This window comes from Bariatricus sp. HCP28S3_D3 (genome assembly GCF_052065755.1).
GTDB lineage: Bacteria > Bacillota > Clostridia > Lachnospirales > Lachnospiraceae > Allocoprococcus.
Window position 1 is genome coordinate 54238 of sequence record NZ_JBQHTK010000013.1, and the last position, 21032, is coordinate 75269.

Here is a 21032-nt window from a genome sequence, read left to right on the forward strand (position 1 = left end):
GTATAACGAATCCTTCCGCATCACGCAACCTTCTTCTCTCTTCTTCTGTCTTTCCCTGTAGCCATCTTCTGTATTCTTTTTGATTCATTCATTGTATTGCATTTTTCCAAATGCTATAATAACAATGCCGGAGCAAATTTGCTCCAAATGTCTGAAAAGAATGAAAATGAAAAACTTCAGGAGGTACAAAAGAATGAAAATTACAGAAGGCTATATGCCTTTCATGGGATATCAGACCTATTACCGCATAGCCGGCGAATGTACCGGAAACAAAAAGCCTCTGCTTTTACTCCACGGCGGTCCCGGCTCTACACACAATTATTTCGAATTATTGGATGAGCTTGCGGAAGACGGCCGCGCCATCATTTCCTACGATCAGCTCGGATGCGGAAATTCTTATCTGGACGGTCATCCGGAATTGTGGTGTTCCGAGACATGGGACAACGAATTAATGGCACTTAGAAAGCATCTGGGACTGACCGAACTTCACCTGCTCGGTCAGTCATGGGGCGGTATGCTTGCCATCGAATATCTCTGCGATTACAAACCGGATGGGATCAAATCCGTCATCCTCTCCAGCACGCTTCCTTCTTCTCAATTATGGGCACATGAACAGCACCGATTGATCAGCTTCATGTCCAGGGAAGATCAGGATGCAATCGCACGTGCCGAAGAAAGCGGCAATTTCGATGATCCGGATTATCTTGCAGCCAACGACCGGTTCATGCTGCTGCATTGCGCCGGTGCGGTGACAGAAGATGCACCGGAATGTCTGCGACGTCCGAAAAAATCCGGAAAAGAGGCCTATCTGTACGGCTGGGGTCCGAATGAATTTACACCGTCAGGAAGCCTTGCAAATTGGGAATATCGTGAAAAGATCGGAAATATCCAGGAACCGGCACTGATCATCAATGGCACCAACGATCTCTGCACCCCGCTTGTTGCCAAGACCATGTATGATGCCATTCCGAATTCCCGTTGGGAACTCTTCGATGGATGCCGCCATATGTGCTTTGCAGAAGACACAAAAAAATACTGTGCGCTCCTTCGTGAGTGGATGGCGCAGCATGATTAACCTTTAGGAGTGACTTTGCATATGACTAAAAAGCAAAAAGGGATCCTGTTTATCATTACTTCTGCGTTTTGTTTTTCCCTAATGAATATGTTTGTAAAGTTATCAGGAGACTTACCTTCCGTACAGAAAAGTTTCTTTCGAAACCTTGTAGCAGTTGTTGTCGCCGCAATTCTTCTTAAACGGAGCGGAGCGGCTTTCCGTTGGAAGAAGGGTAATCTGGGCCTGCTCATTGCGCGTTCCGTCTTCGGCACTTTGGGAATCCTGTGCAATTATTATGCGATCAGCCATATGAATCTGGCAGATGCATCAATGCTGAACAAGCTGTCCCCGTTTTTTGTCATCCTGTTTTCTTATTTCTTTTTGAAAGAAAAGGTGACCCCGACACAGGCATTCTGTGTGATCGTGGCTTTCCTGGGCAGTCTGTTCATTATCAAACCAGGCTTTGCCTTCGGCGATACCCTTCCGGCTCTGCTCGGATTTTTTGGTGGGTTTGGTGCAGGCGCCGCCTATACAGCCGTTCGCGGACTGGGACTGAAAGGAGAAAACGGTTCCTTTATCGTGTTCTTCTTCTCTGTCTTCTCCTGCGTTGCTATCTTGCCGGCACTGATCTTCATTTATGAACCGATGAGCCCGCTTCAGCTTCTGTATCTGATCCTCGCGGGGGTCTGTGCTTCCGGCGGACAATTTGCCATTACCGCAGCTTATGCAAATGCACCGGCAAGTGAGATTTCGATTTACGACTATTCCATCGTGATCTTTGCCAGCATCTGGAGCTTTCTTTTCTGGCATGACATCCCGGATGCGCTTAGTGTGATCGGGTATCTCATCATTTTCGGTTCATCACTGCTTATGTTTTTGTACAACTCCAAACGTGCAAAACAGAGAAATTGAAATTTAGTTAAGATTCAAGATGTCGGCTCCCAGTAGGCCGGCATCTTTTGCATCATGCGTCACAACAATCAACGTCCTTCCCTCAAGACATCTTCGTACGTACTCCGCAGTCAATTTTCTCGTTTCTTCGTCCAACCCTTTGAACGGTTCATCCATCACCACACAGTCTGCATCTGCAAGAAGAGCCCGGACAATAGCCACTCTTCGTTTCATTCCTCCGCTCAGCTCACGCACCGGTTTCTGATACACTTCTTTCAGATTCACTCCCCGGAACGCCTCCTGAATTGCCGATTCATCCAGTTTTCTTCTCGCAGTCAGGCGGACGTTCGCCGCCGCACTTAGATTCTCGCAGAGCCGGTTTTCCTGAAACACCGCAGCCATTTTCCCATGCGGAACCCCTGCAATTTCTCCCGCATCCGGTTTTTCCAGACCAAGCAGCAGATGGATCAACGTCGTCTTCCCGATTCCGGATTCTCCCATGACGCAGGTTGTTTTCCCTTCCGGAAAACAACAGGAAAATCGGTTAAATACATGCAATTCTCCGTAGGATTTACTGAGTTCCTTTATCCTGATATCCATACCGCTCCTCCTCTAATGTTTCTCAATCCGGCCGACGACTGCGCGAAGTCCGGCCAGAAAACATTTCTCAAATAGAAAGCTGATTACAATGATCACGATCGTCCAGGCAAACAGATCCGGTGTATTCAGATAAACTTTCGCATGATACAGTTTTTCTCCGATCGAGCCGGAGGGCACACCGATCACCTCCGCCGCAACTCCCGCCTTCCAGCAGAGCCCGAGTCCCAGTGTACAGGCTGTTAGAAGATAGGGCAGAATCTGGGAAATGTAGATATAGCAGATCCGTTTGCCCATTCCGACGCCAAATACATCCGCCATTTCCAGAAGCTTCCTGTCCGTCTGGCGGATTCCCTGTAAAATATTCGTGTACACCACCGGAAGCACCATCAGAAAGGAGATAAATACCGACAGATTTCTCGATGGTATCCAGATCAGGCACAAAATAATAAAGGAAGCCACCGGAGTTGACTTGATCACCGTGATCAGCGGACCAAAGAGGACCGCCGCGAAGGAAAACCGATACGCGACCACAGCCAGGATACAGCCTGTCACCAGCGCGAGCAAAAATCCGAGTACAATTCTTCCAAAGCTGAATCCGACAGACTTCCAGAAATCGTAAGTCACGATCAGCTCTCCCAGTTTCTTTATAACAGAAACAGGAGATGCCAAAAGGATCTCCTGTCCAAGCCACATACTGGCCAACTGCCAGACTGCGATCCAGAACGCAGCCGCCAGCACCTGTATTCCGTATTTTTTCATCCATGAATCTCTACGTTTATCGTTTGTAATAGAACGCATCATCCGGTATACTTCCTCCAATGATCTGTGGATTCTGTTCCAACAGTGTATTCAGATAACCGGACAGCATCGTCTTCAATTCATCACCCTCAATAAATACGATACTACATTCCGGGATTGCTTTTACTGCAACTTCCTTCGTAACAATTTCATGTGCCCCGATAATCTCTGCCGCAGCCTCCACATCACTGTTTACAAAATCGACGGATTTTTCATAGGCATCCATGAAGATCTTCACGTCGTCTTCATGTTCCTTCAGATATTCATTCCGCACGATTACAACGCCGGTAATCAGACGGCTTCCATCGTCGATACTGCTTTCCCAGAGTTCGTTGAGATCCAGGGCCACGCGCAGATTCTCATTTTTCATGAGTGCCGTAGTCACGAACGGCTGCGGAAGAAGTCCGACTGCTGCCGTGTCTGCAGCCAGTGCCGCAACGACCTCTGCATGCTCGGATTTGTATTCAACCGTCACATCCTTCTCCGGATCAAGCCCGTTCGCCTTCAATACCGAATTCAATGCATATTCCGGCGTTGCTCCTTTGCCGCTGGAATAGATTGTTTTCCCTTTCAGATCCGCCGCCGAATGGATTGTATCGCCATTTTCCACCAGATACAATACGCCCAGCGTATTCGCAGCTAGTACACTAATCTGCTTCTCCGTCTTCTGATAAAGAGTCGCTGCAAGGTTTGCAGGAATCGCTGCAATATCTACCTGTCCCTGTACAACCATCGGAACCATTTCATCCGGAGATGCTACAATAGAAACATTATAGTTTTCATCGTCAAGCAACTGTGCCATTCCCATCGCAGTAGGGCCTTTCATTGCACCAATGTTGATCACCGCGGACGGTTTTGCCTCCTCCGGCTCTTTATTCTCTTCTTCTGTCTCCTGCTGCTCCTCTTCTATCACATCTTCCTTCGCATCTTCTCCGGAACCGCATCCGGATAATGCAGCCACACCCATGCAAAGGACAAGAAGCAGTGTTGTCAATTTTCTCTTTTTCATATCCTTCTCCTTTTTCCCCTTTTCGTTTTTATACGCAAATCTGATATGCCGCAGTGAAGACTTCTCCGGCTTTCAGAACATTGCCCCATTCTCTTTCTTCCAGTTTCTGTCCGAAATCCGCCCGGTCACTTCTTCCGTACCAGGGTTCAATGCAGACAAACGGCGCATGCTTCCCTGCCGGTGACCAGATTCCGAATAGAGGTGCTTCAAATCTAACTTCCAGATATTTTTCACCTTCCGGCGTATACAAAGCAACTTTATGGGCCTGATCATGTTCCACGATCAGCGCATCCTCATCAAACAGCGAATCTGTAATCTGCAGCATTCCGTCCGTGAGTTCCAGCACCTTCGTCCTCTCGGACACCGTGCCGTTCTCATCCAGCACACTGGCCGTAAGCGGCTCACAAGTATCGAACCCGATCCGGTAATCCGTCTGTTTCTCTCCCTCTCTCAGCGGACAATTGAACGCCGGATGACCGCCGATGGAGAAATACATCTCCCGATCATTTTTGTTCGTGACTTTCCAGAGCACTTCCACCGCCCGTCCCTGAAGCCGATATCCCAATTCCAAACGGAAACCAAACGGATATTTTTCCAGAGTCTCAGGGGAATCTTCCAACGCAAACCAGATTTCATCACCTTTTTCGGATACCAGTTCAAAATCCATATCCCGGGCAAATCCATGCTGGGAAAGTGAATACCATTTTCCATCGAAACAGCTTTGTTTCTCTCTGTAATTTCCCACAAGAGGGAAAAGCACCGGCGAAGTACGTCCCCAGTATGCCGCATCTCCACACCACAAATATTCCTGCCCGCTGCAGTTATCTATTAATGACTTCATCTCTGCCCCATGAGCATCGATCTCCAGTGTCAGGCTTTCGTTCCTGATTTGAAACCTTTCCATTATGATTCCCTCTCTTTCTCCTTTTATTCCGGATACAGACTCTTACATCCTGCCCTGCTTTTGTGTTACTTTGCTTCTACCAGATATCCTTTCTGCCTAAGCATATCCTCTATCATATCCAGAGTTTCCTCCGAGTCCGCTTCAACCCGGTGATAATGATAGTTCGAAGTAATATTTTTCAGCGGACTGGACTTTCCGCTTTGTATATCTTCCAGAAATTCCTTCACCTTTCTGCGCGAAGTAATTCCAAGCGGCGCTTCCATTCGTCCGTAAACTCTGTGATTTACCATCACATTGATAATCTTGCCCCCCAGATCCACGATCGAGCACAGTTCATCTTCGAGCTGTTCATCGGTATGATTCACCTTGAAAACTCTCTCTGCCTGGCTCGGTGCATTCAGAATATATCCCCTGTTGGTAGAAATAATATCATATCCTGCTGCCCGGATCAGCGCGATATCCTGTACGATCACCTGCCGGCTCACGTCAAATCTCGCTGCCAGTTCCTTCCCCGAGACCGGAACCATACTGCTGCGGATTGTATTTACAATCTCTTCCCGTCTTTGTGTCCCTGTCATTCTACAAGTCTCCTTTATCAAATTACCCTACACTGCATGCAGATTCTCCACTTCCACTTCAATCTTTCTGACAAACGGCGCATATTCCCTCGCCATCTCCACTGCCTTTTTCACACTTCCGGCAGCTCCGATATGATTGTCTTTCAAGAGGACTCCATCTGACAAATTATAGCGATGGTTGAAGCCACCTCCGACCCGGACTGCATATTTCTCAAATATACGCATATTGGGGGTTGTCTTTCTGGTATCCAGAAGTTTCGTTTTGCTTCCCTTAAGAAGCTTCACAACCGAATTCGTCGTAACATCTTCGCTTGAAATGTCTTCCTTAAGCGCCTCAAGAATTAAATGATCTGCCTGTAATGTCATCGTTATTTCGTTCATCTCTGATTATACACTCCTTGTCCCATCTTTTCCAGTTATTTAACCGATCCTTCCGGCTTTACTTCATTTTTCCGACCGGAAATCCGGTTCGCCGCCCGTTTGGCAAATACCAGACTCTCCAAAAGTGAATTACTCGCCAGCCTGTTCGCCCCATGTACTCCGTTGCAGCTGGTCTCCCCGACTGCATACAGATGTTCCAGACGGATGCCGTGCTTCTTCGCCACATCCAGTGCATCTCCCGTCAAATGCGGGAAATTCGTGGAATGTTTATACCTTCCTCCGATTCCCCCGCTTGCAAGAATCGTATCCGGTGCAAAAATCTTCATTTCCGTTCCGTCCTGCGCTGTCGCTACAATGCCCGAACAGATCCCATCTTCCTCCACAACATCCGTCATAGTTGTGTATTCATATATTTTAATATTTTTTCGTTTCTTTACTTGTGTGATTAATTTACTCGTAATCTCTTTTCCCGTAATATCCTCATGAAATAAGATTCTTGGTTTTGAATGAGCCCCTTCGCGTGTATAGGCCAGTTCCCCATTTTCCCTGGCAAAATCCACACCATATCCGATCAGATCTCCGATAATCTCTCTGGAGCTTCGGATCATAATATTCACCGACTCTTTCCGGTTCTCATAATGCCCCGCCCGCATCGTATCTTCAAAATAACTGTCGTAGTCATCATCGTCGCGCAGTACACAGATTCCGCCCTGCGCAAGGAAAGAATCACTGCTCTCCAGATCTGCCTTCGTAATCATGACGATCTGTTTCTCTTCCGGAAGATTGAGCGCTGCGAACAAACCTCCGACTCCGGTTCCTACGATCACTACATCCGTTTTCATTTCCATCTTTGCCTCCAGCACCTCTTCTGCCTGCAGCCGTTCATGCGTCGGACAGAAGCCTTCATTATAGACAAACTCCTTTTCCGGAACCTGCTCCGCAATATAATGTGCCAGATTCCGATCCAGAATAAAGAAAATATGCTTATTGGGAAGCGCCTTCACAATCTGAACCGCATTTGCCGAAGTCACGCAGACATCCGAATACTTCTTCAGCTCTGCCGTGGAATTGATGTAGCACACCACTGCCAGATCCTCATATTTCTCCCTCATTTTCTGAATCGTCTCAGCATCTGCCATATGCGCCATCGGACAGTCCGCATCCATATCCGGCATCAGAACTGTTTTTTCCGGATTCAGCACCTTGGCACTTTCACCCATAAACGAAACTCCACAGAACACGATCGTCTGCTCCTTAAGTCCGACAGCCACCTTGCTGAGATAGAAAGAATCTCCGATATGATCCGCGATTTCCTGCACTTCCGGCCTCACATAATAGTGCGCCAGAATGACCGCATTTTTTTCCTTTTTTTATGCCTGTATTTCTTCTACTAATGTCATGTCTCTCACCTTTCACTTTGTATGGTATTGTGTTGTTATTCTGCTCCGTGAAATGCTTTCTTTGATTTTGGAATGCAAATCCGGGAATATGAGCTGTGATAAATGCTCATTGACAGGCATTATATCATATGACATTGCATGTGACAAGACAGTTGATCGATATATGATTAGATTGTAAAGTATTGCTGGGATGTTACGGATTTTCTAGGAGAAAACCATGGGATAATCCATAGAAATGGTGGCTTGTTACGGATTTTTGGAAGAGAAATGCAGAATAATCCGTAAAGGCAATGTTTGTTACGAATTTTGACAATAATATTATAGAATCGCACACAAAACCGAAAGTTATGAAATAAAAAATCATAACAGCAAGGTAAGTTATTCACTTCTTTTCCCTTTTTCAGAATTTCCAATTACTTCCATAATCATTTCAGTTCCTTCAACACACTCAAGCACAACGGCACGGACAACGAAAATGTCAGCACATCCGACACCGTCTGGCACATCTGTACACCCAGAAGCCCGAAAAACTGTGGAAGGATCCAAATCAGCGGTAAAAAGAACAACCCCTGCCTGGCCGCCGCCTGAACAGATGCTTTCAGCGCCTGTCCAATGGTCTGAAGCATCATATTTGACATAACGATCCATGCATTCAATGGAAATACCAGACACTGAAGCCGAAGTGCCAGACTTCCGATCCGCACAACATCAGCGTCCTCGCGGAACAGATGCACAAGCGGCCCCGCAAACACAAATCCCGCCGCCGAGATGACAACCAATACACCAACTGCTGTCTTCACACAGAAGAAAAAAGCCTCCCGGACTCTGTCATACCGCTTCGCGCCATAATTCGTGCCGCACACCGGCTGGAATCCCTGCCCGAATCCAATCAACGCTGAATTCGCAAACATCGCAATCCTTGCCACAATTCCCATCGCCGCAATCGCTGCGTCCGCATAGATCCCGCCATAAATTCCTGCCGTCGTATTCATGCAGATCGTCGCCACACTTCCGAGTCCCTGACGACAAAGAGACGGCACACCGCCCTTGAATATATTATAAAAATAATGTCCGTTTGGCGTAAAATTCCGGAACGATATCCTGAAATTCCCGCCCTTCATGCTGGCTCTAAGTAATACCAGGAAGCTGACGATCTGGCTGATCACCGTAGCCAAAGCCGCTCCTGCCACTCCCATATGGCATCCAAAGATCAGAATCGGATCCAGCGCAATATTCAAAACAGCTCCGGTCACAATTCCTACCATTGCAAAAGATGCACTCCCCTGAAAACGAAGCTGATTATTGATTACAAGAGAAGACATCATAAACGGCGTACCGATCAGAATGATCCGAAGATAGCTCATTGTATATGGAAGAATCGTTTTCGTGGATCCGAGAAATACCGACAGCGGACGCAGGAAAATCAGTCCCAGCGCACCAAGTACAAGCCCCACAATAAATGCAGAAAAAAATCCCGTCGCTGCCATTTTCTTAGCATCCTCAAAATTCTGTTCGCCCAGTTTTCTGGAAATATAGTTGCCCGATCCGTGTCCAAAGAAAAACCCACACGCCTGAATAATTGCCATCACCGAAAAGACAATACCGACCGCTGCCGTCGACTGCGTATTGATCCTTCCCACAAACATCGTGTCTACCATATTGTAAAATGACGTCACCAACATACTGATGATCGTCGGTACCGCCATCTGACTTACCAAACGTGGGATCGGCTCGGTCGTCATGTATTCCACCTTTTGCTCCGCTGACATATCTGCTACTTTCATATTAGAACATCTCTCTTTCCTCTTTTGTCACAAACTTCTGATTCCGGCTTTTCGGTTTCTCTGGTATTGTCATTACAAGTTTTCCACTTGCAAGCAAAGGCTGTACATAATGCTGCATCACATAAAATACAGTATTGATTCCCAGATAATCTGCAATTTCCCTGCGTGTTCTCGGAATTCTGCAAAATTCCAGCAACGTATCCGTTCCACCATTTTGCTCCTTTTCAGCATCGTTTTCCTCTGTCTGCTGTTTGTTGTAAAAAATAACTATAAATTCATTTCGTCGATTAATGAACACAGGAGCCGGTAAGCCTGCTGCCGCCATTTCCCGTCGAATAGTAGGGATACCCGAATAACGATTTTCTGTTTTCAAAAGAAATTCCGACATTGTCGCAAGCGCCGGATTGCGCAGATCAGGCCGGGATTTACCAAGATCCTCAACAGTCATTCTTCCATACAATCCTCCCGGACTATGAATCTCCATGCGATCCGTAAAGAAATTAATCTGGATGGGGGTTCCTTCCGTGAAATGACTGTAATCCCGATGGATCAATGCATTCAAAACTGCCTCACGAATCGCTTCAATAGGATATTCCGTCTTATCCATTCGTTCTCCGGTTCGGGGATCAATAATTGTACGCACTCTCATATTTCGCTTGCAAAACGAAATAGCTTCGGAAAGCATCACCGGCAGAGTTCCCTCAATCCGTTTATTATCTGAAAATCTTGCAGAGTCCTGACTAACATCGCCAATCTCCTGCCCCGGAACAACAACCGCAGTAATTGCAAGCTGTGGAAAATATCCCTGCGGATACAGTCCAAAATTCAAAATTGCCGCCAACGTAGGAATCCCATCCCTCGTAATTGCCAGCATTTCATAAGCCTGTTCCATACTCAATTTGGAAAAACCCGGTCGTTCTTCTCTCATCCGCAAAAGGTACCCCTGAACCTTATCCTGATCCAGAAGTGACATTTTGGCCCTCTCGATCACTCTTTCATCATCGTGTAAATGCTTTCGAAATGCTTCATAAGTGTATATCTCATAATCTGTCATAGGAAGATCTGCATCTCCGACCCGAACATAGGAACCTTTGATTCGCCCTGCTCCGGAATAATAGCAAGGACGTTCCGTCAGATCCGCAGAAGGAATTTCAGCTGAACAAATGAATTCTCCATCCAACTCGGCCACTGTAAATACCGCCCTAACCGGAGGAATCATCTGATTACATTGCTCTGTTACCTTCTTTTGCAAATCCTGCAGGTCATACACACCAACACAGGCAAAATTTTTTGATTCATCCAGACCAAATAAAATAACTCCGCCTCCGTCCTGATTGGAAAAACTGGATAATGTATCATAAAGTTTTTTAGGGCAGCCTCCATGTGCCGCTTTTACTTCTAACGTTTGAGTCTCAGCTTTTAGATGCATCGTTTGATTTGCTAATTCAATCAACTCTTCGCTTAACATTGTTTTTCACTCCCTTCATTAAACAAAGTATAACAAAATAAGCAAACAAATTCAATTGATTTTGTTTGCTCATTTTATTTTTTGTTTGCTCATTTTGTATTAATATAAATACCATTACTAATATATGCATACTTCTTCAAAAATATGCAAAGTATCTCCTTTGCTCATCAATTTTGTTTGCTTAATCCAATTATTATTTCTTGACTTTTTCATTTCCGACCGATAAAATAACATAATGAAAACACAAATCAATATGGCGATAAACGACACAAGTAGTGCTTTGCACGTAAATCTGATCACGGTACACTCCACTGATTTACTGCAAATGCAATACTTGTTTTTTTATGCCAAAAGGGAGGAAATTTTTATGCCAAGAAACCAGTTTCAGCGAATGATTTTCGCATTACTCACAGTCATTGTCACCGTCCATGCCTATGTATTTTACAGCTTATATGTGGTAAATGGATCTTATTTTTCATCAATAGAAGGGGCTGCCGGTGTTCTGGACGGCATCCGGCTGAATGGAGGAGTCATGATGCTCGGGCGCTTTTGTCCTATATGGGCAGTCATCTTAGTCGAGTTCTGTCTCGCTTATGCATTAGAATGCATAATGGGAAGTCCCTGCTCCTTCAAACTTGCCTGTAAGGTGTTTGACCCCGGAACTACGCATCCTGTTCTGTTTGAGACGGCCATAATCTGTGCCACAGTCGGTCTGATGTGCCCGGCCATGAGCTTTCTGGCTGCGATTTTGTACTATCCATATTATGCGGGCTTCCCTCCTTTCTACGGAATCATAATCAGAAGACTTCGGAACAACATTTCCCTCTTCTAGTTCATCGAGAACCCATCCGCTAGCTGCATCTGTGGCATTTTCAAATGCATCTTCTAAATTTTTTCCTTCCGTAACGCATCCAGGCAAATCCGGAAACTCTACAACATAGCCCCCGCTTCCATCCGAAAAGGATAGAATACTGCTGGATAAATTAATTTCATTATGATTGCCTCCTTGATTGTATTAACATATATACATCTATATTATGGACATTGCTGAAGTTGTATTCCAGCCTGTCTCATAATCGATTTAACTGTGTCGATATGTAAATCTCCACCATGCTCGGCACACAAAAAAAACCCCGAATTAACGAGGTTTTCCGTGTGCCGCAGACCGGAATCGAACCGGTACGGGTATCGCTACCCACGGGATTTTAAGTCCCGGGCGTCTGCCAGTTCCGCCACTGCGGCAAGAGGTGTTTAAGCGGCTTAAATCAAAAAGCATACGTGCTCTGCACTGTCTCTTTCAGCCATACACCAATGGGCGGAGGTGGATTCGAACCACCGAAGCATATTGCAGCAGATTTACAGTCTGTCCCCTTTGGCCACTCGGGAATCCACCCATCAAATGTCTCTCGACAATACTTACTTATACCATATTTTCCCGAAAAATGCAAGAAAAATGTGGACATTCCAGCGTTTTTACACGCTGAATGCCCACATCCCTTTCATCTGATCAAGCAACCTTTTCGCATCCCATTTTTTACGGCTGTTGATTCGGCTGTTTGGATCATTCACAATGATCTTTCCATCGTCCGTCACTCCTGTCAGCACAATAAAATGCCCCTGCTCTGTGAAATCCCCGGGGCCCATGCTGCAGATGATCGGATGGCCTGCGCGCAATTCGCTCTGTACACCTTCGACCGTCCATTTGGTAATCTGCCAGGAGTGTACCCCCAGCCGGGATGCTCCGTCCATCATCAAGGCCCAGTCCGTAACATCATTTGTACAATATCCCCACTCCATACTCAAGTCGGCAACCTTTTTCGGAGTGGCACTTCCGTCTCCGGTGAGTCCTGTCACGACCATGGCAAGGCAAGTCGGACCACATCCGTTGACTGCGATCGTACCACTTCCGTATGACGCATATCCCCATGTCTGGTCCCACTGATAGTAAAGCGGAATATTGTTACGGAGCTGATATTCACTTAAATCAACCGATGCCGGAACTGCTTCATTGAGCGCATCAGACCCTTTTGCCATGTACTCCGGATAATCCACGACCCAGTCCACTGCCTCTTTATGCTTTGTGAAATATTCAATCAGCCAGTCCGGGTAGGAATCTCTGTCCAGCAGAATTTTCTCCACCTGAGGATATCTCGCATACAGCTCCCGGAGCTGTGCTCCATATTTGTCAGAAGTCAGTACTTGCTCGATCCGCCTTTCCCGCTCCTCTTCGGCGTCCTTTCTCGCCTGCTCGGCTTTCTCAACTGCCTCCTGTTTTTCTTTCTCGATCCGCGCAGCCTCCTTTGTTTTTTTCATTCTGCCCATTCCAAGGAGCAGCAAAAGAACAACTGCAATTCCAAGTACCAGAATAGCTATCTTTCTGTATTTTAGAAGTTTTTTTCTTTCTTTTATTCCATTTAACTGTGTTCTATCAAAGCGAAAATCTATCATCGATATGGTTCCTTCCTGATTTGTACTAATACTTTAGCACATTTTTTCTACAGAAAACACCATTTTACGACAAATTACAAAAATTTCACATTTTCTTAAGTTTATGCAGTTCAGTGAGTTTTCCTAACTTTACACTGTCAATTTTATACCAGCTATGTTATAGTTATAATGATGCAAAGCATCAGAAACAACCACTTTTCGGAAAGGATGTGTAAAAATATGTGCGGATTTGCAGGCTATTACGGCACTGGCGATTTCAATAGAGAAGAAGTAATCGATAAGATGGGCGAGCTGATCGCGCACCGCGGCCCGGACAGCAAGGGCAGTTTTGTAGATGATTATGCAGCACTTGGTTTCCGTCGTTTAAGTATCATTGACCTGGAGGGCGGCACACAGCCGATTCACAGCGCAGATGGAAAGCATGTCATTATATTTAACGGTGAGATTTACAATTATCAGGAGATCCGCAAGGATTTGATCGAGAAGCACGGATGTACGTTCCAGACCAATTCCGACACCGAAGTCATTCTCCAGACTTACAAGACCTACGGCGAGAAGACCGCTTCCATGCTCCGCGGCATGTTCGCCTTCGTAATTTATGACAAGGAAAATCACACCATGTACGGCGCAAGAGATTATTTCGGAATCAAACCGTTCTATTATGCAAAAATGAACGGAAGTCTGCTTTTTGGTTCTGAGATCAAATCTTTCCTTGCCCACCCGCATTTTCATAAAGAAGTCAATAAAGAAGCACTGAAAATGTACCTGACCTTCCAGTACAACCCACTTCTTGAGACCATGTTCAAGGATGTATACAAACTGGAGCCGGGAACCTATTTTACCTACGACGGCAAGGACTTTAAGACAACCAAATATTTCGACCCGACCTACGAGAAGCAGGACAGAAGCTTCGATGAGACTGTCAAACTGATTGGCGAGACCATTCAGGAATCGGTTGATTACCATCAGATCAGTGATGTAGAAGTTGGTTCCTTCCTGTCAGGCGGTGTGGATTCCAGCTACATTGCTTCCACCGTTAAACCGATGAAGACTTACTCCGTTGGATTTGAAGTGGGCGGCTTCGACGAGACCACCTACTCCAAGGATCTCTGCGACATCCTTCATATGTCCAATGCCAAGAAAGAGATTTCTTCCGACGAATTCTTCGATGCCCTGCCGGAAGTACAGTACCACTCCGATGAACCGCATGCGAACCTGTCAGCCGTACCGCTTTACTATCTGTCTGAGCTGGCTGCAAAGGATGTCAAGGTTGTCCTGAGTGGGGAAGGTGCCGATGAGATGTTCGGCGGCTACGATACGTATAAACCAAGTAAATCCGGTGACTTCTACCGCAAGGTAGTTCCGGCTTCAATCCGTAAGAAGCTCGGCGACTGGGCTGCAAGCAAACCAAATCACCGCGGTCTGAATTTCCTGAAGAGAAATGCAACTTCTGTAGAAGATTCCTATATCGGACAGGCATTTATCATGGACAACGAAGAGGCAAATGAAGTGCTGGCTCCGAAATATAAATCTGACTTAAGATATCAGGATGTGACCAAACCTTATTTTGACCAGGTAAAAGACCAGGATGATTTCCATAAAAAACTTTTCCTGGACATGCACCTGTGGCTGCCGCATGACATACTTCTGAAAGCAGACAAAATGACCATGGCTCATTCTTTGGAACTTCGCGTTCCGTATCTGGACAAAGAAGTGTGGAAACTCGCCCGCAGTATCGACACCAAATACTGTGTTGAAGGAGAAGAGACGAAGAAAGCATTCCGTACCTCCGCTCTTTCCCACATCCCGATGGACTGGGCACAGCGCAAAAAACTCGGTTTCCTCGTACCGTTCCGCGTATGGCTCCGCGAGGATAAATACTACAACCGCGTGAAAGAAATGTTCCAGAAGGATTTTGTTTCTGAATTCTTCGACAGAAATATTCTGATGAAATGGCTGGAAGACCATAAGAACAAAGTAGGAAACTACCACAGAAAAATTTACACCGTTTACTCTTTCTTATTATGGTATGAACAGTATTTCGTACTGAGATAAATACTTAAATGACAAAAACCTCTTTACACCATAGTATCTTCACTCTGGTGTAAAGAGGTTTCTTTAATTACTATAGCTCCACAGATTTCGGATCTGTCCCATGACCCGCTCCGGATCCCATGCTTTACTGCTGTTCTTTTTACTGTTCGGATCTTTGATGATAAAATTCCCCTTATCGTCCACACCTGTCAGAACAATAAAATGGCCGCCGTTCGTGAAATCTCCGGAACCTACAATACAAATAATCGGATGCCCCGCTTCCAGCTCTGACCGGATACTCGTCTCACTGAGCGAGATTTCCGAGGCCGAAAGCCCCAATTCTCCCGCAATATCGGTCATAATACTCCAGGAAGAGCCGCTGCCCGCCACATAATATCCTTTCTGATCCGCCTTTTTAGCCACCGCCAACGGATTCCAGTCCGCATTTCCTGTAAGACCACAATAGACCATGGACAAACAAGTCGGGCCACACCCGGTTACAGCCATAAAATCATCACCATAAATCTGATATCCCCACCGTTCATCCCACTGCAGGAACAGCGGTATTTCTCCTTCCTTCACTTCCCCCGACACATCAATTTCATCCTGACGATCCTTATTCTTCGGATAATCCCTGACAAACTGCTTCGTCTCCGGATTCCGCTCCGCCAATGCCAACAGGCTCTCCGGATACTCGCCGCTATCTCGCATTTTCTCTATAGAATACCGGTTATACCACAAAACTCCTATAAAAAATACAATCAATAATAATGCCACCGCCAAAATCCTTTTCAGAATTCCCAGCCGCCTTTTTCTTTTCAATAGTCTGAGCCTCGTTCGTCTTCTCTGTTCCTGCAATTTCCAGACCTCCTCGTTTGTTTCCTCCATAGTAACAAAACGTTTTGAAGACTTTCTTGCCCTATTCTTAATTATTTCCTATTTTGTAATTGTTCAGAGCCAAGCAGATTTGTCAAAAAAGGGCGATGAATGCTTGCATTCGTGAGCACTTTTTTGTACAAATCTATTTGGCGGATACGCCACACTGAGGAAACACGAAGTGTTTTCGAGGTTGGCTCTGAACAGTTACCCTATTTTTCAAAATGCAAAAAGCGGCATGAACCTCTTTATTCACACCGCCCATTAATATCCTCATTTATTCAATTCTACACAGATCAGATCCTCATAGGGATTCGTCCGCGCAAGCGCGATTTTCACAATCTCACCGGAAAACACACCAAACTGCTCCTGCATCACCCGGAACACCGCCATCATTTCTTCTTTTTCCAGCTTTTTGGCAATCGTCGTATGCGGCATCCACTGAAACGGCCTATACATCGGACTGATCCGCGTCTCCTCAATCCCCGCCATGCCTTCATATATTTTCACAGACAAATCCTGCAGATACGCATTCAGCACCGGCGCCAGATAGATAACTCCCGGGAAAAATGCTCCCGCCGATGCCCACATGAGTGTGCCGCTCTTCATACCTTCGGCCACACACTTCAGCATCTCTGCCGCTTCTGCTTCCCGTCTGGTCTCAAATGCAGAAATCGTAATATGCGGCGGAACCTTCGCGTCGATCATATACGTATTTCCGCTCCTTTTTGCGGCCTGTTCCATCAAATTCCGGATTCTCTGATCCGTTTTTTCATCAAAATAAACCGATATCAGATACATTTCCCACCTCTGGTTATTTCAAAACCAACACACTACCAACACACTCGTGCACAAGATCAACGCACTCGTGTACTAAATCAATGACAGTGTTCGCAAAATATAAAGCCACATAGTCAGTGTAAATGCACTGAACATCGTGGTAAGCATGACCACACTGGAAGATACGATGCCCTCATGCCCCATATTTTTCGCCATAACATAACTGCTGACCGTGGTTGCCGAACCAAGCATAACCAGAATCGCCACCAGCTCTTCATTCCTGAATCCAAGCCCGATTGCAATCGGCAGGAAAATAGCTGCCAGTCCGACCAGCTTGATAAATGCCGCCATCGCCGAAGGCCTGATTTTCCCAAATGCCTTCTTAAAGTCAAAGGTCGCTCCCATGGCCATAAGCCCCATCGGCGAAGCCACCGCTCCAAGATTAGAAACCGTCTTTTCCATAATGTGCGGCATCGGAATCCTAAGCGCCGACCATAAAAGTCCGGCTGCTATACCAATGATGATCGGATTTGTCACAATCCCTTTGAGCGTCTTTTTAATCACCTCACCATCCAGTCCTTTTCTCTCCGGCTGAAAAAAAGACAGCACCACGACCGCCATAATATTATAAAGTGGTACACTTCCGATGATCATAAGCGGTGCCATGCCCGCATTCCCATAAATATTCTGGATAAATGCAATTCCAAGAAGCGCCGCGCTGCTCCGATAGGACGCCTGGATAAATTCTCCCTGGATACATTTGTCCTTCCACAAACAGGAGACTGCTGCCGCAATCGCAATACTAAGCACCGTCGCCCCAAAACAGAAAAGCACAAACTTAACATTCCACACTTTTTCAAAATCTACCGTCGCAAGATCCTCAAACACCAGCACCGGGAGCGGAACCATGAACACGAATTTGTTCATCTTCGAGGCAAACTGCTCGTCGATCCACCCGATCCTGCGAAATAAAAGTCCCAGAAGCATCATAAGAAATACCGGGACCGTTGCATTTAAACTAAATATCAGATTCTCCATCCTTCACTTCATTCCTTTTTTGTTTATTGTCATCTACTGGACTTTATTTTGCACCTTTTTATCAGTACTGTCAAGAATTGGCGGGTTTAAGCGTATGAGAATTTTGTAAATAATCATTGAGATTTTCTCATAGATATATTATAATAGAACCATTATCGGGGTATGGCTCAGTTTGGTTAGAGCGCGCGGCTGGGGGCCGCGAGGTCGCAGGTTCGAATCCTGTTACCCCGATTTTGTTGTACAACGAGCCCTCTGAAAGCCCTGTAAAGTAAACGGTATAGCTATAACTATAACTCTTTGCTCACAAATCTCAATGTCGGTTAGCTGCTGATTCCCATATTACACCTGCCTTCTGGGTACAAAAATACCGCAGGTGGATCCCCCACGGTAATCATTTTCTTATTTTTTTATTATCATATATATGATAATTCCTCATCATAATATCAACTCTATAGCCCTCAAACCTCATTTTTCTCCTCAAAAATACGATTGCAGCAATTGCCATAAACGATAATACTGCGAAATTATACTCATTGCATTTTCTGCTTGTTAAGTAAACAAAAATCAAAGTCAAGCACATCCAAAACATAGATCTACTCATTTCTGAAATACTGTACATCTTTTCCGCCTTCCCTATCACACCTTCCGTTTCAAGCACGGTCAAGCAATAATGAAATGCAAATCTGTTTTGTTCTTCTTCAGTATATCCCGATTTCAGTTCTTTACTCTTAAAACATTTTTTCAAGATACGTTGCTTCACTTTTTTAGATAATTTGAAATCCAATCGTTTATTTTTCCATCTGCTTGAATCCTTAAAATAATTCTCATCCAACTTACCTATAAAATGTCCGGCAAGATCATCCGCAATTTTACCAATTTCATGGTAAAGTACTCCGCATAAATAACTTACGACAAAAAACGAAAAATACTTTATCGCCCCATCTGTCAATATATCTGGTATATATTCTTCTGCATTTGGGAATAAGAATGCCATTCCCATCACAAACATCGCTCCAGGTATAAGCATACAAAAAATATCAAATATTCCAAATTTTTCTAAAAATTGTTCCATATCTCCACTCTCCTTCCACCACCATTATACCGCAGAAGGAAAGCTTTTCCAAGTACTGCACGGGATTACAAAAATAACTGAAAATAACTAATCACCGGGCTGCTTCAAATATTTCTTTCTCACCATAATTCCTCTCAAAATCTCATCCTGCAGCAGATTAATCCCATTTTCCTGTAATGGATCAAAATGATATTCCGATAAAAAATCCGGATGCTGTTCAAAAAAATGCCTCTGAACCTCTTCCGGCTGGTTCAGCAAATTCTGTTCATAAAAATCCAGATCATCCCCTTCTATAAATTTCCAGAAACGTTCTGTCTCCTCTCCTGTAAACTCATTTTTACTCTTCATGTGCATCACCCCTTTATATACTACTTTATCTTATTTTATCCTACTTTTAAAGACTAAATCTTACAAAATGGTATATTGTATAAAAGGAGGAGTTCCATGAAACCACTAAAGACAAAAGTAAGTATCACACTTGACTCAGATATCATCACCAAAGTGAAAGTTCTGGCAGAAAATGATGACCGATCCTTCAGCCAATACATAAATCTCGTACTGAAAGAACATATTTCTTCACAGTCGGATCAGAATAATGAAAAGATATAAAAACAGGGAGGGCATATCAGATATTCTTATCTTGATATTCCTTCCCTGATTATTATCTGTTAATTGTCTGGTAAACAAAACCATTTACGCAGCTCTATTCAAACAGCGGGGTTGAAAAATACCGTTCTGCCGTATCCGGTAAAATGGTCACTACCGTTTTCCCCTTACCAAGCTTCTTCGCCAGCCTTTTAGCCGCAGCAACATTCGTTCCGCTTGAAATACCGCACATCAGTCCTTCAAGCCGTGCCAGATCTCTCGCAGTCTGAAGCGCTTCTTCATCCGTTACGATCACAACCTCATCGTAAATATCCTGATTTAAAATCTCCGGTATCACACCGTCTCCGATTCCCATCTGCAAATGGCTTCCGACTTCACCACCCGACAGAATCGCAGCATGCTCCGGCTCAATCGCCCAGATCGTTATCTCCGGATTCGCCTTCCTAAGCGCTTCACCCACACCGGAAATCGTTCCACCCGTTCCGATTCCAGAGCAAAATCCATCAATCCTTCCTCCAACCTGCTCAACAATCTCTCTTCCGGTCATATTCAAATGAGCTTCATAATTGGCCATATTCTCAAACTGCTGCGGAACATAGACCCTGGAATCCGCTTCCTTCATCTCCAGCGCAGTACGAATACATCTCTGTATACATTCCCCGATATCGCCCTCATCGTGGACCAATTTCACCTCAGCCCCATAATTCTGCACCAGCTTCCGGCGTTCCTCACTGACCGAATCCGGCATAATGATCACTGTATGGTATCCCCGGACCGCACCAACAAGCGCAAGCCCGATCCCCTGATTTCCACTGGTCGGTTCCACAATAATCGTATCCTTCTGAATCTTCCCCTGCTTTTCCGCATCCAGAATCATATTCCAGGCCGTTCTCGTCTTCACCGAACCGCCAACATTCAGCGCCTCAAACTTCACCAGAATCTCTGCACTGTCTTCATCTGTCATCCGGTTCAACCGAATCATCGGCGTATTTCCCACTGCCTCAAGTACATTATTATATATCATTTCAATTGTTCCTCCACAAAACCTCTATCTTAATAGTATATTGCGAAATAAAGGCAGATGCAACATAAAATGATTCTCCCAAAAAGAATCCATCATAGAATCTTTCGAAGAAAAAGCCCAATTTCTCCTTCTATTACAGCATAAAAAATCAGAGAGCCTCTTCTGACTATTACATAACTCAAACTTCCCACACCGATAAGGTGTTCTGTACCTTGAAAATTCAATATTTCAGCCAATAAAAAGGGCATAAATAACGCTCTTTTGATATAATGGAATTGTCCAGAAAC

Annotated in this window: 21 protein-coding genes, 3 tRNA genes and 3 pseudogenes; 6 read left to right on the forward strand and 21 right to left on the reverse strand. The window is 45.1% G+C overall.

Translation table 11 applies throughout. The features are described 5' to 3' along the window. Positions 1-193: 193 nt before the first annotated feature. Complete coding sequence (pepI, locus tag ACTNB3_RS09815; protein ID WP_427807548.1) at positions 194-1075, forward strand: proline iminopeptidase; 882 nt, start codon at positions 194-196, stop codon at positions 1073-1075. A gap of 21 nt (positions 1076-1096) precedes the next feature. Then, complete coding sequence (locus ACTNB3_RS09820; protein ID WP_441025303.1) at positions 1097-1966, forward strand: DMT family transporter; 870 nt, start codon at positions 1097-1099, stop codon at positions 1964-1966. Between the two features lie 3 nt (positions 1967-1969). On the opposite strand, the gene ACTNB3_RS09825 is transcribed toward ACTNB3_RS09820, so the two are convergent. The 10 genes and pseudogenes from ACTNB3_RS09825 to ACTNB3_RS09870 all read right to left on the reverse strand — a co-directional run bounded on the left by ACTNB3_RS09825 (position 1970) and on the right by ACTNB3_RS09870 (position 10867). Further along, positions 1970-2545: an ATP-binding cassette domain-containing protein gene (locus tag ACTNB3_RS09825; RefSeq protein WP_441025305.1), complete on the reverse strand. Its 576-nt coding sequence runs from the start codon at positions 2543-2545 to the stop codon at positions 1970-1972. A 12-nt stretch (positions 2546-2557) separates the two neighbouring features. Further along, positions 2558-3346, reverse strand: a complete 789-nt coding sequence (locus ACTNB3_RS09830; RefSeq protein WP_441025307.1) for an ABC transporter permease — start codon at positions 3344-3346, stop codon at positions 2558-2560. Next, positions 3321-4352 (reverse strand): ABC transporter substrate-binding protein, encoded by a 1032-nt coding sequence (locus ACTNB3_RS09835; protein WP_441025309.1) that lies wholly within the window; start codon positions 4350-4352, stop codon positions 3321-3323. Before ACTNB3_RS09835 ends, ACTNB3_RS09830 begins: the two co-directional genes overlap by 26 nt. A 28-nt stretch (positions 4353-4380) precedes the next feature. Beyond that, entirely contained in the window at positions 4381-5256 is an 876-nt protein-coding gene (locus tag ACTNB3_RS09840; protein ID WP_441025311.1) for an aldose 1-epimerase family protein, read from the reverse strand. 65 nt (positions 5257-5321) lie between these two features. Continuing rightward, positions 5322-5834 (reverse strand): transcription repressor NadR, encoded by a 513-nt coding sequence (locus tag ACTNB3_RS09845; protein WP_427807557.1) that lies wholly within the window; start codon positions 5832-5834, stop codon positions 5322-5324. Between the two features lie 30 nt (positions 5835-5864). Next, positions 5865-6215 (reverse strand): annotated as a pseudogene (locus ACTNB3_RS09850) (carboxylating nicotinate-nucleotide diphosphorylase); the annotation flags it as partial. A 35-nt stretch (positions 6216-6250) separates the two neighbouring features. Next, on the reverse strand, positions 6251-7063 hold the full coding sequence (locus tag ACTNB3_RS09855) for an FAD-binding protein (protein ID WP_441025331.1): 813 nt from the start codon (positions 7061-7063) through the stop codon (positions 6251-6253). A 30-nt stretch (positions 7064-7093) separates the two neighbouring features. Continuing rightward, positions 7094-7546: pseudogene (locus ACTNB3_RS09860) on the reverse strand (quinolinate synthase NadA); the annotation flags it as partial. A 494-nt stretch (positions 7547-8040) separates the two neighbouring features. Next, on the reverse strand, positions 8041-9399 hold the full coding sequence (locus ACTNB3_RS09865; RefSeq protein WP_427807561.1) for an MATE family efflux transporter: 1359 nt from the start codon (positions 9397-9399) through the stop codon (positions 8041-8043). 1 nt (position 9400) lies between these two features. Next, positions 9401-10867, reverse strand: a complete 1467-nt coding sequence (locus tag ACTNB3_RS09870; protein ID WP_441025313.1) for an ATP-binding protein — start codon at positions 10865-10867, stop codon at positions 9401-9403. A gap of 367 nt (positions 10868-11234) precedes the next feature. On the opposite strand from ACTNB3_RS09870, the gene ACTNB3_RS09875 reads away from it, so the two are divergent. Beyond that, positions 11235-11699 (forward strand): hypothetical protein, encoded by a 465-nt coding sequence (locus ACTNB3_RS09875; protein ID WP_441025334.1) that lies wholly within the window; start codon positions 11235-11237, stop codon positions 11697-11699. On the opposite strand, the pseudogene ACTNB3_RS09880 reads toward ACTNB3_RS09875, so the two are convergent. The 4 genes and pseudogenes from ACTNB3_RS09880 to ACTNB3_RS09895 form a co-directional block, all read right to left on the reverse strand. After that, positions 11700-11786, reverse strand: a pseudogene (locus tag ACTNB3_RS09880) (type II toxin-antitoxin system HicB family antitoxin); the annotation flags it as partial. Between the two features lie 237 nt (positions 11787-12023). Then, positions 12024-12109: transfer RNA gene (locus ACTNB3_RS09885), tRNA-Leu, on the reverse strand. Between the two features lie 70 nt (positions 12110-12179). After that, positions 12180-12261, reverse strand: a tRNA-Tyr gene (locus ACTNB3_RS09890). Positions 12262-12340: 79 nt separating this feature from the next. Continuing rightward, a complete protein-coding gene (locus tag ACTNB3_RS09895; protein ID WP_441025315.1) occupies positions 12341-13315 on the reverse strand; it encodes a C39 family peptidase in 975 nt (324 codons plus the stop codon). A 219-nt stretch (positions 13316-13534) separates the two neighbouring features. Between ACTNB3_RS09895 and asnB the strand changes: the two genes are divergently transcribed. After that, positions 13535-15370: an asparagine synthase (glutamine-hydrolyzing) gene (gene asnB / locus ACTNB3_RS09900; protein ID WP_441025317.1), complete on the forward strand. Its 1836-nt coding sequence runs from the start codon at positions 13535-13537 to the stop codon at positions 15368-15370. 63 nt (positions 15371-15433) lie between these two features. Here the strand turns inward: asnB and ACTNB3_RS09905 are convergent, their stop codons facing one another. The 3 genes from ACTNB3_RS09905 to ACTNB3_RS09915 all read right to left on the reverse strand — a co-directional run bounded on the left by ACTNB3_RS09905 (position 15434) and on the right by ACTNB3_RS09915 (position 18043). Continuing rightward, positions 15434-16207 carry a C39 family peptidase gene (locus tag ACTNB3_RS09905; RefSeq protein ID WP_441025318.1) on the reverse strand — a complete coding sequence of 258 codons (774 nt, stop codon included), beginning with the start codon at positions 16205-16207 and terminating at the stop codon, positions 15434-15436. Positions 16208-16498: 291 nt separating this feature from the next. Next, positions 16499-17026: a 2'-5' RNA ligase family protein gene (locus ACTNB3_RS09910; RefSeq protein ID WP_441025320.1), complete on the reverse strand. Its 528-nt coding sequence runs from the start codon at positions 17024-17026 to the stop codon at positions 16499-16501. A gap of 72 nt (positions 17027-17098) precedes the next feature. Further along, entirely contained in the window at positions 17099-18043 is a 945-nt protein-coding gene (locus ACTNB3_RS09915; protein WP_441025322.1) for an AEC family transporter, read from the reverse strand. A 156-nt stretch (positions 18044-18199) separates the two neighbouring features. On the opposite strand from ACTNB3_RS09915, the gene ACTNB3_RS09920 reads away from it, so the two are divergent. Continuing rightward, a tRNA-Pro gene (locus ACTNB3_RS09920) sits at positions 18200-18274 on the forward strand. Positions 18275-18434: 160 nt separating this feature from the next. Here the strand turns inward: ACTNB3_RS09920 and ACTNB3_RS09925 are convergent. Together ACTNB3_RS09925 and ACTNB3_RS09930 are read right to left on the reverse strand one after the other, a co-directional pair. Next, complete coding sequence (locus ACTNB3_RS09925) at positions 18435-19115, reverse strand: hypothetical protein (RefSeq protein ID WP_427819468.1); 681 nt, start codon at positions 19113-19115, stop codon at positions 18435-18437. A gap of 87 nt (positions 19116-19202) precedes the next feature. After that, positions 19203-19463 carry a hypothetical protein gene (locus tag ACTNB3_RS09930; RefSeq protein WP_441025324.1) on the reverse strand — a complete coding sequence of 87 codons (261 nt, stop codon included), beginning with the start codon at positions 19461-19463 and terminating at the stop codon, positions 19203-19205. Between the two features lie 96 nt (positions 19464-19559). On the opposite strand from ACTNB3_RS09930, the gene ACTNB3_RS09935 reads away from it, so the two are divergent. After that, positions 19560-19724: a toxin-antitoxin system protein gene (locus ACTNB3_RS09935; RefSeq protein WP_427808875.1), complete on the forward strand. Its 165-nt coding sequence runs from the start codon at positions 19560-19562 to the stop codon at positions 19722-19724. Positions 19725-19818: 94 nt separating this feature from the next. Here the strand turns inward: ACTNB3_RS09935 and cysK are convergent, their stop codons facing one another. Both cysK and ACTNB3_RS09945 read right to left on the reverse strand, forming a co-directional pair. Further along, entirely contained in the window at positions 19819-20745 is a 927-nt protein-coding gene (gene cysK, locus ACTNB3_RS09940) for a cysteine synthase A (protein WP_441019077.1), read from the reverse strand. Between the two features lie 92 nt (positions 20746-20837). After that, positions 20838-21032: hypothetical protein (locus ACTNB3_RS09945; protein ID WP_441025325.1), on the reverse strand; the 195-nt coding region annotated here is incomplete at its 5' end.

What these genes read in the sequence shown, in the direction of transcription:
- ACTNB3_RS09845 (WP_427807557.1), bottom strand. Translation starts at nt 5,834, where the DNA reads ATGACAGGGACACAAAGACGGGAAGAGATTGTAAATACAATCCGCAGC.
- ACTNB3_RS09930 (WP_441025324.1), bottom strand. Translation starts at nt 19,463, where the DNA reads ATGAAGAGTAAAAATGAGTTTACAGGAGAGGAGACAGAACGTTTCTGG.
- ACTNB3_RS09835 (WP_441025309.1), bottom strand. Translation starts at nt 4,352, where the DNA reads ATGAAAAAGAGAAAATTGACAACACTGCTTCTTGTCCTTTGCATGGGT.
- cysK (WP_441019077.1), bottom strand. Translation starts at nt 20,745, where the DNA reads ATGATATATAATAATGTACTTGAGGCAGTGGGAAATACGCCGATGATT.
- asnB (WP_441025317.1), top strand. Translation starts at nt 13,535, where the DNA reads ATGTGCGGATTTGCAGGCTATTACGGCACTGGCGATTTCAATAGAGAA.
- ACTNB3_RS09820 (WP_441025303.1), top strand. Translation starts at nt 1,097, where the DNA reads ATGACTAAAAAGCAAAAAGGGATCCTGTTTATCATTACTTCTGCGTTT.
- ACTNB3_RS09865 (WP_427807561.1), bottom strand. Translation starts at nt 9,399, where the DNA reads ATGAAAGTAGCAGATATGTCAGCGGAGCAAAAGGTGGAATACATGACG.
- ACTNB3_RS09825 (WP_441025305.1), bottom strand. Translation starts at nt 2,545, where the DNA reads ATGGATATCAGGATAAAGGAACTCAGTAAATCCTACGGAGAATTGCAT.
- ACTNB3_RS09895 (WP_441025315.1), bottom strand. Translation starts at nt 13,315, where the DNA reads ATGATAGATTTTCGCTTTGATAGAACACAGTTAAATGGAATAAAAGAA.
- ACTNB3_RS09855 (WP_441025331.1), bottom strand. Translation starts at nt 7,063, where the DNA reads ATGGAAATGAAAACGGATGTAGTGATCGTAGGAACCGGAGTCGGAGGT.
- pepI (WP_427807548.1), top strand. Translation starts at nt 194, where the DNA reads ATGAAAATTACAGAAGGCTATATGCCTTTCATGGGATATCAGACCTAT.
- ACTNB3_RS09830 (WP_441025307.1), bottom strand. Translation starts at nt 3,346, where the DNA reads ATGATGCGTTCTATTACAAACGATAAACGTAGAGATTCATGGATGAAA.
- ACTNB3_RS09925 (WP_427819468.1), bottom strand. Translation starts at nt 19,115, where the DNA reads ATGGAACAATTTTTAGAAAAATTTGGAATATTTGATATTTTTTGTATG.
- ACTNB3_RS09935 (WP_427808875.1), top strand. Translation starts at nt 19,560, where the DNA reads ATGAAACCACTAAAGACAAAAGTAAGTATCACACTTGACTCAGATATC.
- ACTNB3_RS09910 (WP_441025320.1), bottom strand. Translation starts at nt 17,026, where the DNA reads ATGTATCTGATATCGGTTTATTTTGATGAAAAAACGGATCAGAGAATC.
- ACTNB3_RS09875 (WP_441025334.1), top strand. Translation starts at nt 11,235, where the DNA reads ATGCCAAGAAACCAGTTTCAGCGAATGATTTTCGCATTACTCACAGTC.
- ACTNB3_RS09840 (WP_441025311.1), bottom strand. Translation starts at nt 5,256, where the DNA reads ATGGAAAGGTTTCAAATCAGGAACGAAAGCCTGACACTGGAGATCGAT.
- ACTNB3_RS09915 (WP_441025322.1), bottom strand. Translation starts at nt 18,043, where the DNA reads ATGGAGAATCTGATATTTAGTTTAAATGCAACGGTCCCGGTATTTCTT.
- ACTNB3_RS09870 (WP_441025313.1), bottom strand. Translation starts at nt 10,867, where the DNA reads ATGTTAAGCGAAGAGTTGATTGAATTAGCAAATCAAACGATGCATCTA.